Annotated in this window: 13 protein-coding genes and 2 pseudogenes; 11 read left to right on the forward strand and 4 right to left on the reverse strand. The window is 41.9% G+C overall.

From position 1 onward, the window contains the following. Positions 1-37 precede the first annotated feature (37 nt). Both H6A27_RS09240 and H6A27_RS09245 read right to left on the reverse strand, forming a co-directional pair. Entirely contained in the window at positions 38-265 is a 228-nt protein-coding gene (locus H6A27_RS09240; RefSeq protein WP_154044972.1) for a 4Fe-4S binding protein, read from the reverse strand. An 18-nt stretch (positions 266-283) separates the two neighbouring features. Further along, positions 284-562, reverse strand: coding sequence for a tetratricopeptide repeat protein (locus H6A27_RS09245; RefSeq protein WP_204508488.1), 279 nt, complete (start codon positions 560-562; stop codon positions 284-286). A gap of 214 nt (positions 563-776) precedes the next feature. On the opposite strand from H6A27_RS09245, the gene H6A27_RS09250 reads away from it, so the two are divergent. From H6A27_RS09250 to H6A27_RS09260, 3 genes are all read left to right on the forward strand, one after another. Then, entirely contained in the window at positions 777-3,071 is a 2,295-nt protein-coding gene (locus H6A27_RS09250) for a bifunctional dihydroorotate dehydrogenase B NAD binding subunit/NADPH-dependent glutamate synthase (RefSeq protein ID WP_204508482.1), read from the forward strand. Positions 3,072-3,250: 179 nt separating this feature from the next. Further along, positions 3,251-3,757 carry a GNAT family N-acetyltransferase gene (locus H6A27_RS09255; protein WP_204508489.1) on the forward strand — a complete coding sequence of 169 codons (507 nt, stop codon included), beginning with the start codon at positions 3,251-3,253 and terminating at the stop codon, positions 3,755-3,757. 6 nt (positions 3,758-3,763) lie between these two features. Then, positions 3,764-4,357 (forward strand): epoxyqueuosine reductase QueH, encoded by a 594-nt coding sequence (locus H6A27_RS09260; protein ID WP_204508483.1) that lies wholly within the window; start codon positions 3,764-3,766, stop codon positions 4,355-4,357. Between the two features lie 133 nt (positions 4,358-4,490). Here H6A27_RS09260 and H6A27_RS09265 read toward each other — a convergent pair whose 3' ends face one another. After that, positions 4,491-5,171 carry a hypothetical protein gene (locus H6A27_RS09265; protein ID WP_239469650.1) on the reverse strand — a complete coding sequence of 227 codons (681 nt, stop codon included), beginning with the start codon at positions 5,169-5,171 and terminating at the stop codon, positions 4,491-4,493. Between the two features lie 168 nt (positions 5,172-5,339). Here H6A27_RS09265 and hflX point away from each other — a divergent pair, with 168 nt between their 5' ends. The 3 genes from hflX (at position 5,340) to H6A27_RS09280 (ending at position 9,350) form a co-directional block, all read left to right on the forward strand. After that, on the forward strand, positions 5,340-6,599 hold the full coding sequence (gene hflX, locus H6A27_RS09270; RefSeq protein ID WP_204508484.1) for a GTPase HflX: 1,260 nt from the start codon (positions 5,340-5,342) through the stop codon (positions 6,597-6,599). Positions 6,600-6,650: 51 nt separating this feature from the next. Further along, complete coding sequence (locus tag H6A27_RS09275) at positions 6,651-8,294, forward strand: fumarate hydratase (protein WP_154044968.1); 1,644 nt, start codon at positions 6,651-6,653, stop codon at positions 8,292-8,294. Between the two features lie 99 nt (positions 8,295-8,393). Next, positions 8,394-9,350: a bile acid:sodium symporter family protein gene (locus H6A27_RS09280; RefSeq protein WP_204508485.1), complete on the forward strand. Its 957-nt coding sequence runs from the start codon at positions 8,394-8,396 to the stop codon at positions 9,348-9,350. Between the two features lie 65 nt (positions 9,351-9,415). Here H6A27_RS09280 and H6A27_RS09285 read toward each other — a convergent pair whose 3' ends face one another. Continuing rightward, positions 9,416-11,707, reverse strand: a complete 2,292-nt coding sequence (locus H6A27_RS09285) for an inorganic phosphate transporter (protein WP_204508486.1) — start codon at positions 11,705-11,707, stop codon at positions 9,416-9,418. Between the two features lie 254 nt (positions 11,708-11,961). Here H6A27_RS09285 and H6A27_RS09290 point away from each other — a divergent pair. The 5 genes and pseudogenes from H6A27_RS09290 to H6A27_RS09310 form a co-directional block, all read left to right on the forward strand. Then, positions 11,962-12,546: pseudogene (locus H6A27_RS09290) on the forward strand (IMP cyclohydrolase); the annotation flags it as partial. A gap of 109 nt (positions 12,547-12,655) precedes the next feature. Then, positions 12,656-13,678, forward strand: a complete 1,023-nt coding sequence (locus H6A27_RS09295; protein WP_154044964.1) for a rod shape-determining protein — start codon at positions 12,656-12,658, stop codon at positions 13,676-13,678. Positions 13,679-13,722: 44 nt separating this feature from the next. Next, a complete protein-coding gene (gene mreC / locus H6A27_RS09300; protein ID WP_204403580.1) occupies positions 13,723-14,622 on the forward strand; it encodes a rod shape-determining protein MreC in 900 nt (299 codons plus the stop codon). A 2-nt stretch (positions 14,623-14,624) separates the two neighbouring features. Then, a complete protein-coding gene (locus H6A27_RS09305; protein ID WP_204403582.1) occupies positions 14,625-15,128 on the forward strand; it encodes a rod shape-determining protein MreD in 504 nt (167 codons plus the stop codon). Beyond that, positions 15,128-15,355 (forward strand): annotated as a pseudogene (locus H6A27_RS09310) (penicillin-binding protein 2); the annotation flags it as partial. The gene H6A27_RS09305 and the pseudogene H6A27_RS09310, both read left to right, overlap by 1 nt.

The raw sequence follows: 15,355 nt of genomic DNA on the forward strand, positions 1-15,355 counted from the left end.
TTTCTCTTTATTAATCGTTTGTTCTTAAATTCTTGGGTTATTCACATTTAGCCCTGTAAACAGTAAGGCAACCGTCAGGACATACGATAGCGCATGATGAACAACCGTTGCAAGTGTCTTCTACCACCTGCTGTACATAATTATATCCTTTTTGATTTACTTTTGGAGTAAGAGCCAATACTTTAAGCGGGCAAGCTACCACACAAAGGTTGCATCCCTTGCATCGCTCGGTGTTTACTACCACCACTCCTTTCATTTTAGCCATATATATACGTATTTAGTTTTATTGATTAAACATATCTTTATTATAGAAATTAAGGATGTCCATCATCATTGCCCTTGCATCTTTTGCCGGACTTTCCGGATTGATGTTTATAGCTTCCTGATAATTGTTTAGCGCGCCTTGCCAGTCTCCAAGTTTTCTGCATGCATTCCCTTTCAGATAATAAGCCATGTCGGTGTCTTCCGTGTTCTGCTTTATTATAATGTCCAGAGCTTCCTTGGCTTCGGCTATACGGCCGTCTTTAATCATTATTCTTATGTTCTCCAGTATATTATTCATCAAAATACAAAATGTTAAGACGCATGCAAAGATACATTTTATTTAATATCAAAGTCTTTTTTTTAAGAATAAATAGTCATCAATTGTCCTTTTTTAGTGTGTCATGTTGTTATTTTATATATTTCTTTTGTAAGTATTTTTATTTGTTATACCTTTGCGGGGTTGAAACAAAAAAAATGAAAAACAGAAATATAACTAACTTTAAGAGTTTAAAATGAACAAAATTATTTCAAAAGAACATTTTTCAGAGAAGGTTTTTAAGCTTGTTATTGAAGCTCCTCTGATTGCAAAATCTCGTAAAGCAGGTCATTTCGTAATTGTGCGTGTAGGCGAAAAGGGCGAACGTATGCCTCTTACCATAGCCGAAGCAGATCCAGTTAAGGGTACCATTACATTGGTGGTTCAGAAAGTTGGATTGTCTTCAACTCGACTTTGTGAGTTGAACGAGGGTGATTATATCACTGACGTGGTAGGTCCGCTTGGCAAGGCTACCCATATTGAAAACTTTGGTACTGTGGTTTGTGCCGGAGGTGGAGTAGGTGTTGCTCCTATGCTTCCTATAGTTCAGGCTCTGAAAGCTGCCGGAAACAAGGTGATTACAGTACTTGCAGGACGCTCAAAAGAACTTATTATTCTGGAAAACGAGATGCGTGCAAGTTCTGATGAAGTAATTATTATGACAGACGATGGCTCATACGGAAAGAAAGGTCTGGTGACCGAAGGTATAGAAGAAGTCATCAAACGCGAAAAAGTTGACAAGTGTTTTGCTATCGGTCCAGCCATAATGATGAAGTTCGTTTGTCTGCTTACTAAGAAATACGAAATACCTACAGATGTTTCACTGAATACCATCATGGTAGATGGTACAGGTATGTGCGGAGCGTGCCGTATCACTGTAGGCGGTAAGACTAAGTTCGTTTGTGTAGATGGTCCTGAGTTTGACGGTCATCAGGTTGATTTTGATGAAATGCTGAAACGTATGGGAGCATTCAAGGAAATTGAAGTAGAAGAAATCCATAAACTTGACCATAAACCGGATATATGTGAAGCTGTTAAACCGGCTGACGACCGTTCAGCACAGTGGCGCGAAGAATTGCGCAAGAGCATGAAACCAAAGGAACGTACCCTCATTCCACGTGTACACATGAACGAGCTTGATCCTGAATATCGTTCTCACAGCCGTAAGGAAGAAGTAAACCTCGGTCTTAACGAAGAACAGGCTCTTACTGAAGCCAAACGTTGTCTTGACTGTGCCAATCCTTCATGTATGGAAGGCTGTCCTGTAGGAATCAATATTCCTACATTTATAAAGAACATCGAACGTGGTGAGTTCCTCGAAGCTGCACGCGTACTGAAACAGACAAGTGCTCTTCCTGCAGTTTGCGGACGTGTATGTCCACAGGAAAAGCAGTGCGAGTCCAAGTGTATTCACCTGAAGATGGGACACGAAGCTGTTGCTATCGGTTATCTGGAACGCTTTGCTGCAGATTATGAACGCGAAAGCGGACAGATTTCTGTACCTGAAATAGCTGAAAAGAAAGGTATTAAAGTGGCTGTTGTTGGTTCAGGTCCTGCAGGCCTTTCATTTGCCGGCGATATGGCCAAGATGGGTTACGATGTAACAGTGTTCGAAGCTTTGCATGAGATTGGCGGTGTGTTGAAATATGGTATTCCTGAATTCCGTTTGCCTAACAAGATTGTTGACGTGGAAATAGACAACTTGTCGAAGATGGGTGTAGAATTCGTTAAGGACTGCATAATCGGTAAGACAGTAAGCGTGGAAGACCTTGAAAAAGAAGGATTCAAAGGCGTATTTGTCGCATCAGGTGCCGGTCTGCCTAACTTTATGAATATTCCGGGAGAGAACTCAATCAATATCATGTCTTCTAATGAATATCTTACTCGTGTAAATCTGATGGATGCCGCAAGCGAAGATTCTGATACTCCTGTAACATTCGGTAAGCGTGTAGCTGTAATAGGCGGAGGTAACACTGCTATGGACTCAGTGCGTACAGCACGTCGTCTTGGCGCAGAAAAGGCTATGATTATCTATCGCCGTTCGGAAGCAGAAATGCCTGCGCGTCTTGAAGAAGTCAAGCATGCCAAGGAAGAAGGAGTTGAATTCCTTACATTGCATAATCCTATCGAATACATTGCCGATGAAAAAGGCCGCGTGAAACAGGTTGTCCTTCAGAAGATGGAACTTGGCGAACCGGACGCTTCTGGCCGTCGCAGTCCTGTTGCCATACCGGGAGCTATCGAAACAATAGACATCGATATGGCTATCGTCAGTGTAGGTGTGTCTCCTAATCCTATTGTTCCTAACTCTATTCCGGGGCTTGAACTTGGACGTAAGGGAACAATTGCTGTAAACGATGATATGCAGTCTTCTATTCCTACAATATATGCCGGTGGTGACATCGTTCGCGGTGGTGCAACCGTTATCCTTGCTATGGGCGACGGTCGTCGTGCTGCAGCTGCAATGGACAAACAGTTGAGTGGAAAATAAAAATGTATTTAAATACCGTTTAAACAGTGTTTAAATGGTATTTAAACGGTGACTGAAATATATCTGATGAACAGTCTTAATCATTGCGTAATGGTTGAGGCTGTTCATTTTTTTATTTCTATTATTATAGTTAATTGATTAAAGTACTACTTTTGCATCTGTAATTTGTTCAGAATATGATGAGTATGATAATAAGAAAGGCCGTTCCGGCAGATATTGACAGACTGATGCGGATATTTGCCATAGCGAGGGATTTTATGAAATCTTCCGGTAATCCTAATCAGTGGATTAACGGCTATCCTCAAGAGGAATTGATAAAAAATGAAATTTCAGCCGGACATTGTTTTGTTTGTGTAAACAGTGACAGTGGGAATATAGTAGCCACATTCTGTTTTATTCAAGGTCCCGATCCTACATATTCTTATATAGAAGATGGAGGATGGCCCGATGATGAGCCGTATTACGTGATACACCGTCTGGCGTCCGATGGAAGTGTGAAAGGAATAACAGGATTTTGTATTGACTGGTGTCAGAGAATTTCTCCTTGCCTACGTGCCGATACACATCACGACAATAAGGTGATGCAGCACCTGTTGGAAAAGAACGGATTCGAAAGGTGCGGAATAATCTATGTGGCAAACGGGACACCGAGAATAGCTTATCAAAGAAATATCAGGAACAAATAGAAGTTTATGAAAAAGAAAAAGTTTCAGATAGAAGTGCCTGGTGGAGCGGACAAGGTTCTGCTTCATACATGTTGCGCACCATGTTCGTCGGCAATTATAGAATGTCTGATGCAGCACGGCATACGTCCTACTATATATTATTGTAATCCTAATATTTATCCTCTTGAAGAATACAATATCCGTAAGGACGAATGTACACGCTACGCCCGTTCGTTAGGACTTGATATTGTTGATGCCGATTACGACCATCCACAGTGGCTGGAATGCGTTAAAGGAATGGAGAATGAACCTGAGAGGGGAGGACGCTGCCTTCGCTGTTTCAAGATGCGCCTTCGCGATACGGCACGTTATGCCCATGAACACGGGTTTTCTGTTATCACTACCACGCTGGCTTCATCGCGTTGGAAAAGCTTGGACCAGATAAACGAAGCAGGGCATTATGCGGTCGAGCCGTACCCTGATGTCGTATGGTGGGAGCAGAACTGGCGCAAGGGAGGATTGAGCGAACGTCGTATAGCGATTATAAAGGAATATAATTTTTATAATCAACAATATTGCGGATGTGAGTTCAGTATGCGTAAACCTTTGGATTCTGAATAATAAATCTTGAAATCGGGATGAAGTTGGCGTGACACGAACGTGTTACGCATGAAACACGAACGTGTCACTCTCGTAACACGAACGTACAACGAGTGTAACACGTACGTGTAACGCTATTTAAGCGGACTTGTTTTTATTTCTTTTTCTCTTCTTCCACTTGCTTATTCTCTATAGGCTTGGAATTTTCCTTGTAAGCCGAGAATCCTTTCACTATTACCCTTTCCTTCTTCGTACCTTCGTCTTCTTCGGAAATGGCTGAACCTAGTTTGTCTATGTTCTCTTTTATCGCGTTTCTCGTGTCAAAGAAACTGTCGAGTATCAGTTTCAGATGTTCTTCGGGCTCCAGAACACTTTCTGTAAAGAATGTATGGCAGTGCGAGTGTATACCAATCTCTTTGTCGCCCTCATTTTCGGCCATGAATACGGTAGTGATAAATGAACTTATGTTTACAGCGTTTATAACCTCCTTCAGGTATGGCAACACAGGATTGTCGGCATTGATGGTTCCCCACCATGGATACCATATCATTACGAATGGAACATCTTCCTGAAACGATAGGTAGAAATCGTCACCCTGATACATGAAGCCTATGTTGCCCTCTTCGTTCTTTTCAGGGTTACATCCCATTTTCTTGAGTGTCGATACGATTAGTTCTTCTGTAGAAAGTTTTGGTGTCTCGGTAGCAGGAGTTTCGTTTTTTAAACAGCTTATAATTTTCTTTTCCCTTCGCCATGAAAGGTAAACTATTATTGCTGGCCATAATGCAAGAGCAAGAACGGCCACAAGGATTGTAATGTCTGAAATGTTGTTCATAATTTAAGGCTTAAACGTTTGATGTGGTATAAAGATAAGAAAAAAGATATAGAATAAAAAGCAAGGATGAAAAAAATAACAGCATTATGATACGTTATTTTATCTTTATAATGAAAATAAACGGAGATTTTTAGTTAAGTTTGCATCCAGAATATACATTTATCGTTGATGAAAGAATTTGTAATATCCGAAGCACAGACTGAGAAGGCTGTATTGGTGGGTTTGATTACCCAAAACCAGAACGAAAGAAAGACTAACGAATATCTTGATGAATTGGCTTTCCTTGCAGAAACGGCGGGAGCCGAGGTGGTGACACGCTTCACCCAGAAACTTGATACTCCAAACTCTGTCACATACGTTGGAAAAGGTAAACTTCAGGAAATTAAGGATTATCTTCTCCAGATGAACGAAGATGAGGAAACAGAGATTGGTATGGTGATATTCGATGATGAACTTTCCGCCAAACAGCTCAGAAACATAGAGAACGAACTGAAGGTGAAGATTCTTGACCGTACTTCGCTTATTCTAGACATTTTTGCCATGAGGGCACAGACGGCAAATGCGAAAACCCAGGTTGAGCTGGCACAGTATAAATATATGTTGCCAAGACTGCAACGCCTGTGGACGCACCTTGAACGTCAGGGTGGTGGTTCCGGAGCCGGAGGTGGTAAAGGTTCGGTGGGACTTCGTGGTCCGGGTGAGACACAGCTGGAAATGGACCGCCGTATCATCCTGAACCGTATGGCTCTGCTTAAACAGCGACTTGCAGAAATAGATACTCAGAAATCTACACAAAGAAAGAACCGCGGACGCATGATTCGTGTGGCTCTCGTGGGATATACCAATGTAGGTAAATCCACCATAATGAACCTGCTGGCAAAGAGTGAGGTATTTGCCGAAAACAAATTGTTTGCCACACTTGATACCACTGTAAGAAAAGTAATCATAGAGAACCTTCCGTTCCTGCTTTCCGATACTGTAGGTTTCATACGCAAGTTGCCTACCGACCTTGTGGAGTCTTTCAAATCAACACTGGACGAGGTGCGTGAAGCAGACCTGCTGGTACACGTGGTTGACATCTCGCATCCGGATTTCGAAGAACAGATACAGGTGGTGGAGAAAACCATATCAGATATAGGTGCCGGAGGTAAGCAGAGTATGATAGTATTCAACAAGATTGATGCCTACAGCTATGTGGAAAAAGCAGAGGATGACCTGACTCCGAAGACGAAGGAAAACATTACGCTGGAGGAACTGATGAATACATGGATGGCAAAGATGGACGACAACTGCATCTTCATCTCTGCCAAGGACAAGTCGAATCTTGAGGATTTCAAGAACATGCTCTACAAGAAAGTACGTGAGCTGCATGTACAGAAATATCCTTATAACGACTTCCTGTATCAGACGTACGACGCTGAAGAATAAGACAGCATACTAATAACTAAAAAACTCAATAACTCATAAACTTAAAAGAATATGGCAACACCAGAATTTAAGTATCAGCCAATGTTCGAACACGGACATGACAATACAGAGTATTATCTGCTTACTAAAGATTATGTATCAGTAAGCGAGTTTGAAGGCAAACCTATCCTTAAGATTGAAAAAGAAGGTTTGACTGCTATGGCTAATGCGGCTTTCCGCGATGTGTCTTTTATGCTTCGCCGTTCGCACAACGAACAGGTTGCAAAGATTCTTACTGACCCTGAAGCCAGCGACAACGACAAGTATGTAGCTTTGACTTTCCTGCGTAATGCTGAAGTTGCTGCTAAGGGTGTTCTTCCTTTCTGCCAGGATACAGGTACTGCAATTATCCACGGTGAAAAAGGACAGCAAGTATGGACAGGATACTGCGACGAAGAAGCTCTCTCACTTGGTGTTTACAAGACATATACTGAAGAGAACCTGCGTTACTCTCAGAATGCTCCTCTTACAATGTACGAAGAAGTGAATACTCGCTGCAACCTTCCTGCACAGATCGATATCGAAGCTACTCAGGGTATGGAATATGAATTCCTCTGCGTGACTAAGGGTGGTGGCTCTGCAAACAAGACTTACCTCTATCAGGAAACTAAGGCTATCCTTAACCCTGCTACTCTTGTTCCTTTCCTTGTAGAAAAGATGAAGACTTTGGGTACAGCCGCTTGTCCTCCATATCACATCGCTTTCGTAATCGGTGGTACTTCTGCTGAAAAGAATTTGCTGACAGTGAAACTTGCTTCTACTCGTTTCTACGATAATCTGCCTACTACAGGTAACGAATACGGACGCGCATTCCGCGACGTGGAACTTGAAAAACAGGTATTGGAAGAAGCTCACCGTATCGGTCTTGGCGCACAGTTCGGAGGTAAATACTATGCACACGACGTACGTATCATCCGTCTGCCACGCCACGGAGCATCTTGCCCTGTAGGTCTTGGAGTATCTTGCTCGGCTGACCGTAACATCCGCTGTAAAATCAACAAGGATGGTATCTGGATTGAAAAACTTGATTCAAACCCAGGCGAACTGATTCCGGAAGAATTGCGTCAGGCTGGCGAAGGCAATGCAGTTAAGATTGACTTGAACCGTCCTATGCCGGAAATCCTTGCCGAACTCGACAAGTATCCTGTAGCTACACGCCTTTCTTTGAACGGTACTATCATCGTAGGCCGTGATATCGCTCACGCTAAACTGAAAGAACGTCTTGACCGCGGTGAAGACCTTCCACAGTATATCAAGGATCATCCTATCTATTACGCTGGTCCAGCCAAGACTCCGGCTGGTATGGCTTGTGGTTCTATGGGACCTACAACTGCCGGACGTATGGACCCATACGTTGATTTGTTCCAGAGCCACGGCGGCAGTATGATTATGCTTGCCAAAGGTAACCGTAGCCAGGCTGTTACAGACGCTTGTAAGAAGCACGGCGGTTTCTATCTCGGTTCTATAGGCGGTCCTGCAGCTATCCTTGCCCAGAACAATATCAAGAGCATCGAATGCGTAGAATATCCTGAACTTGGAATGGAAGCTATCTGGAAGATTGAAGTTGAAGATTTCCCTGCATTTATCCTCGTTGATAACAAAGGAAACGATTTCTTCAAGCAGATTAAGCCTCGTTGCGCAGGAAACTGCAAATAATGGGATAACTGCCCGCAGAAAATAAATTTTCAATAAATAATATAACACGGGTTATGCCGGATGTTTTTCCGGTGTAATCCGTGTTTTTTACACAAAATCATGAGTTTTATTCGATTTATTAAGAATTGGACACTTCCGATAGCTATGGCTCTTGGAGTGATTCTATATTTTGTTTATGTGAATATCCCGTTTCTGGAACCTACAAAACCATTTGTGGAACATGCCGTGGCTGTTGTCCAGCCAATGCTGATTTTCATGATGCTTTTTCTCACATTCTGTAAGGTTGATGTGAGTGAGCTCAAGCCTTGCAGATGGCATGCAGTGTTGCTTCTTGTACAAAGCCTTTTGTTCATTTTCCTGGCCGGAATTTTGTATATATTCCCTGATATGCATTCCAGAATATTGGTAGAGGGAGCAATGTTGTGTCTTATCTGTCCCACGGCTACTGCCGCTGCTGTAGTGACAGGGAAGCTGGGTGGTAGTGCTGCGCACCTCACTTCGTATACCATTCTTATAAATCTGGTAACTGCTTTTCTGGTTCCGCTTGTAGTCCCTGTCATACATCCGCAAGTAGGAGTAGGTTTTATTTCTTCGTTTCTGATGATTCTTGGCAAGGTATTTCCGCTTCTGCTGTGTCCGTTCATTTTGGCAGTTCTGCTGCGCTATCTATCTCCTAAACTCCATTCATTTATAGGGAAGTACCACGGGTTGTCGTTTTATCTCTGGGCTATAGCACTTACGCTTGCAATAGCTGTAACCGTGAAGAGTATTGTACACAGCGATGTATCCGTATGGTATCAGGTAGGACTGGCCCTGGTGTCGTGTGTAGCCTGTTTCCTTCAGTTTTATGTAGGAAAGAAAGTGGGACGGAAATATGACGATACCATAAGTGCCGGACAGGCATTGGGGCAGAAAAATACAGTGCTTGCCATATGGATGGGATATACGTTCTTTACTCCCGTTACGGCTGTGGCTGCCGGTTTCTACAGTGTATGGCATAATGTGTTCAATTCATATCAGCTTTATCTTAAGCGTAAAGAAGAGGAAAATAAATAAAAAAAACGGCTGTTCCGGAGTCTTCCGGATGCAGCCGTTTGCGATAATTGTGTGTGTTTATCAGCTTATGCTTTACTGTCCATTATACCCATTTGAGGTATTTCTTGAGGAACATAGTCACCTTGGAAGAATCGGCTGGCACGGAGCAGATGTCTCCATACACTTACCAACTCCTGGGTTTCCTGTAGGATGTTCAGATATACCATTGATGCCTTCAGACTTCTGTTGTCTGATTCCTGCATGTGGTTCATCTGGTGCTTACGCAGTGCCGAAATCTTGTTCTTGAGTTCGTCACCTTTCTTCAGAATATCATCCGCTTCAGTATAATCGTTCGCTGTGATAGCGTTACGTGTACGGTCCATCAGGCCGCATAATTCTTCTCTTATAGGAATGAATTCTTCTACATCGTCTTTAGGAACTGGGTTGAAGTTGTTGTCAACATGTTCCTTACATGGTTCACAGATACGCTTCAAGCAGTACAGCATTTCTTCGCAGCTGTTTGTTCCAAGGTGAAACCATGTATTTTTTTCTATAGCTATCGTTATAGGAACTCGTCTCAAACCGAGAATTTCCTTACGGCGACGTTTCTTCAACAGTTTACGTTGTTCGTCTGTTTCGTTCAGTGATTTTTTAAGCTTTCTCAAATCTTCGTTTATGAAACCATCAGTCATCTTGACGTATGCATCCTTGCTGAAGTCGATGTAGTGAGTGAGAGTTTCCTGCACATGTTCACGAAGTAATGATAGTGTTTCGTTTTTGTCTTTGCTTGCCATCATACGCTTGAACAGGTCGTCCTGTTTCTCTGTCTCTTTCTTACTATACATCTTATTGCTTCGTATAAGCAAGAATATTGCCAAGGCTATGAATGCTACCATACCGACAATGTTGGTGTAGAACATTATTACCGTTACCAAGGCGCAAGCAGTGAATGCTACAAAAGCTGTGATGAACCATCCGCCTATGACTGAAAGCATACCCGTGATACGGTAAACAGCACTTTCGCGTCCCCATGCACGGTCTGAAAGCGAAGTACCCATGGCTACAATAAATGTAACGTATGTAGTCGAAAGAGGTAGTTTCATTGTAGTACCTATGATGATAAGCAAACCGGAAAGGACTAAGTTTACGGCTGCACGGATAAGGTCGAAAGCGGCACCGTTTTCAAGAATCACTTCATCCTTGTTGAAGCGGCTGTTAATCCAGTTTCTCACGTTTGCCGGAATAACCTTTACCAAGAATTCGTTTATGCTGGTAGCTCTACGCACTATTGTGCGGGCAAGGCCTGACGAACCGAACATTTCGTCTCCTTCTTCCTGGCGTGCCAAGTCAACTGAAGTCTTTATTACGTTCTGTGCTTTTTTGGATGTGGCCAAAGCATAGACCATGATAATACCCGATCCGATAAGGAATATGATAGGAGTCTTGGCTGACGACATCAATGATTCCATCATGAAGCCGTCAACGCCCGCACCGTTTGAGTTGGCTACAAAGTCAGTATATGCCGAATAACCTGCCAAAGGTACACCTATAAAGTTTACAAGGTCATTACCGGCAAATGCCAAGGCCAGTGAGAATGTACCAAGAAGCACTATTATCTTTAGCACGTTAACCTTGCACCAGTGTAGTATCTGCATCAGTATAGTGAAAAATACAAAACATCCTGCAACCAGCATAGTGGTGTTTGCGTCTATCCATCCCATCACCTCAGGTGTAATGAACGGTGCTGATTTAAGTCCTTTTATAAGTATAAAGTAAGAAAGAGCTGTAACGGCTATACCTCCGAATATACCTATGGTCCAGGAGAGATTCTTTTTATAGTTGAAACTAAATATAAGACGTGATATATATTGTACCAATGTTCCTGCTATGAAAGCTATCGCTACGGAAAGGAATATACCCAATATGACAGATAAAGCTTTTTCAGTATTTAGCAAATCTCCTAATGTAAGCCCTGTTTCGTCTGAGATAAGTTTAAGTATCGCAAGAATGAATGTTCCTCCCAATAATTCGAATACCATTGATACTGTAGTTGATGTAGGAAGCCCGAGGGTATTGAAAACATCCAGCAATACTACGTCCGTCACCATTACCGCCAGCAGGATACACATTATCTCGTAGAAAGAGAAATTATTAGGCTGGAATATACCGTGACGGGCTATATCCATCATGCCGTTACTTAATACAGCTCCTGCAAATACACCTATTGCTGCTACGATAACTATAGTCTTGAATTTTGCTACTTTGGCTCCTACGGCGGAGTTCATAAAGTTCACGGCATCATTGCTGACTCCAACCATAAGGTCGAACACTGCCAGCATGAACAGGAATATTACAATTCCTAAATAAACAGTTTCCATAAAATTATTTTTAGCTTTGATTTTTTCGATTGCAAAGGTCGGATTTAGATTATAAATATGTATTACAAGAATGTTACAAACGTGTTACAAAATTGGAGATGATGAAAAAGATATATTTTATAACATTTATTATGAACTAATTATAAGTGCAATAATAATTTATATGCTAAAAAATCAATATTTAGTATTTATTATCCTATGATTATAACTCTAAATTAGTAAATTTGTAGCCGAATTCTAAAATTACAAAAGCAATGTCAGAGTCAAAGAAAATTAAGACCGCTCTTATTTCGGTTTATCACAAAGATGGTTTGGACGCAATCATAGCCAAACTTCATGAAGAAGGTGTACAGTTCTTGAGTACTGGTGGAACTCGTCATTTCATAGAATCATTGGGTTATCCATGTATGGCAGTAGAAGACATTACTACTTATCCTTCAATATTGGGAGGTAGAGTAAAGACTCTTCATCCGAAAATCTTTGGAGGTATTCTTTGCCGTAGAGGATTGGAAGACGACCGCAAGCAGGTGGAACAATATGAGATTCCTGAAATAGATCTTGTTATCGTAGATCTTTATCCATTCGAAGCTACTGTAGCTTCTGGCGCTTCAGAACAGGACATTATCGAAAAAATAGATATAGGTGGTATTTCGCTGATTCGTGCAGCTGCCAAAAACTTTAACGATGTTGTGATTGTGGCAAGCAAGGAGCAGTATCCTACACTGCAGAACATACTTAACGAGAAGGGTGCTGTTACTACTTTGGATGAAAGAAAGGCTCTTGCCCGTGAAGCTTTCGGCGTTTCATCTCATTATGATACAGCTATACACGCTTATTTCGCTGAAAATACTAAATAATTTTACATATAAATTTATAGTGCGAGGGTTAGCATGTCGTGTCTATGACGTGCTAATCCTTATGCCGTATTAATAAACAAAGACCTAAAAGATGGGTTTATTCTCTTTTACACAAGAAATTGCGATGGACCTTGGCACAGCCAATACCATCATAATAAGTAATAACAAAATCGTTGTTGATGAACCTTCTGTGGTGGCTCTCGACAGACGTACCGAGAAAATGATAGCTGTGGGTGAACGCGCCAAGCTGATGTACGAAAAGGAAAATCCAAATATCCGTACTGTACGTCCTTTGCGTGATGGTGTGATTGCTGACTTTAATGCGTGCGAACAAATGATGCGCGGACTTATAAAGAAGGTAAATCCTGGAAAAAGACTTTTCACCCCTTCTCTGAGAATGGTTATTGGTGTGCCTTCTGGTTCTACAGAAGTTGAACTTCGTGCTGTACGCGACAGTGCCGAACATGCCGGTGGTCGTGACGTATATCTGTTGTTTGAACCTATGGCTGCAGCAATAGGTATCGGCCTTGACGTGGAAGCTCCTGAAGGAAACATGATTGTGGATATAGGTGGTGGTTCTACGGAAATTGCTGTCATTTCTCTTGGAGGTATCGTTTCTAACAACTCTATCCGTATCGCGGGTGATGACCTTACTGCTGATATTCAGGAATACATGAGCCGTCAGCATAACGTAAAAGTCAGCGAACGTATGGCTGAACGTATTAAGATTCATGTAGGTGCGGCATTGACAGATCTTGGAGATGAGGCTCCTGAAGATTATATAGTCCGTGGCCCTAACCGTATTACAGCTCTTCCAATGGAGGTTCCTGTATGCTATCAGGAAATAGCTCACTGTCTGGAAAAGAGTATTGCTAAGATTGAAACAGCTATATTGAGCGCTCTCGAAAATACTCCTCCTGAACTTTATGCGGATATCGTAAACAACGGTATTTATTTGGCTGGTGGTGGTGCATTGCTTAGAGGATTGTCAAAACGTCTTACTGACAAGATTAATATTCAGTTCCACGTAGCTGAAGATCCGTTGCTGAGTGTGGCAAAGGGTACTGGTATCGCATTGAAAAACGTTGACCGTTTCTCGTTCCTGATGCGTTAAAGTATTACTCTATTGCATAGTCTCAACTTTTATCAATAGCATTCGTGCGTAATATACTTGAATTCATACTAAAATATTCACATTGGGCTCTGTTTGTGTTGCTTCAGTTGATTGCGGCGATTCTACTGTTCAGGTTCAATAGTTTTCAGGGAAGTGTATGGTTTACGTCTGCTTCCGAAGTGACGGCTTCAGTAACGAAGGTCGCATCGGAAGTGACGCGATATTTCGGCCTTGAAAAGATGAATCGTGACCTGACGGAACGTAATGTACAACTGATGCAGGAGCTTGAATATTATAAGTCTTTGGTTGGTGATACCGCTAAGAATGATGATAGTATGATACTTATTCAGGGTATGCAGGAAATTGTAAGGACCGATTCTTCTGTGGTTGTCCTTAAGAACCCGCCAGTAAAAATGGATAAGTCTTTTGTGGTATGTCCTGCAAGAGTCGTGAATATCAGTGTTAGACGGCATGATAATTACATCGCTATTGACAAAGGCGAGCATGATGGGGTGAAAACCGGTATGGGGGTTATAAGTGGTGTAGGAGTGGTTGGTATCGTTTGCCGTACTTCTGATAATTATTCTCTCGTGCTGCCGGTTATTAATTCTGGTAGCAGTATTAGCTGTAAAATAGCCCGTACAGATTATTTCGGTTTCCTGAAATGGGAGGGTGGAGACCCTCTGACTGCATATATGACGGATGTTCCGAGACATGCCGAATATGAAATAGGTGATACTGTCGTGACAAGCGGACATAGTACTGTATTTATTGAAGGCATACCTGTGGGAACCGTGTCATCAAGAGATGAAAGTGACGACGAGATGTCGTTCACACTTGGAGTGCGTTTGTTTACAGATTTCGGAAGACTGAACGATGTTTATGTAATGACTTTGCCATCGCGTGAAGAACTTACTGATTTGGAAAAAGATATTAAGTACTGAATATGACAGCGGCGTGGGTAGATAAAATAAAATGGTTTGTGATTCTTGTATTGGTTCAAGGTTTGATTATTGGACAGATGCAGGTTTCTCGTTATGCTGTTCCGTTGATATACGTATTGTTTATTCTGAAAATGCCTTCAGACATTGGACGCAAAAATCTTTTGTTTTATTCGTTTCTTATAGGACTTTGCGTTGATATATTCGGGAATACTCCCGGGCTTAATGCTACGGCTTCTATTTGGCTTGCTATGGCAAGACCTGCATTATTGAGATGGCAGACGTCGCGTGACGCCTCCGAGTCGTTTGTCCCTGGAGTAAAATCTATGCGTACAGCTCCATATTTCAGGTATGTTTTGCCTTCTGTTTTGTTGCATTCCTTTATTATTAATGTTATTGATGCATTTTCTATATCCAGAATGGCTGATATAGCCATTGCCGCTTTATCTGATGCCGCTGTTACAGTGATATTGATAATGGTAATTGAATTTGTAGGGAGGAAGAAATAGTGAAACGTGATTATCAGCTCGAGAAGAGGAAATATACTATCGGTGGAGTTGTAGTTCTTATAGTGTTGGTTTTCATTGTACGTTTGTTCACTCTCCAGATAATGAGTGATGACTACAAGCGAAATGCTGACAGCAACGCTCTTCTTCAAAGAATTAAGTATCCTCCACGTGGATTGATTTATGACAGGCAGGACAGATTGTTGGTCTTCAATCAGCCGGCATACGAT

The organism is Bacteroides caecigallinarum, from assembly GCF_016902295.1.
Lineage (GTDB): Bacteria > Bacteroidota > Bacteroidia > Bacteroidales > Bacteroidaceae > Phocaeicola > Phocaeicola caecigallinarum_A.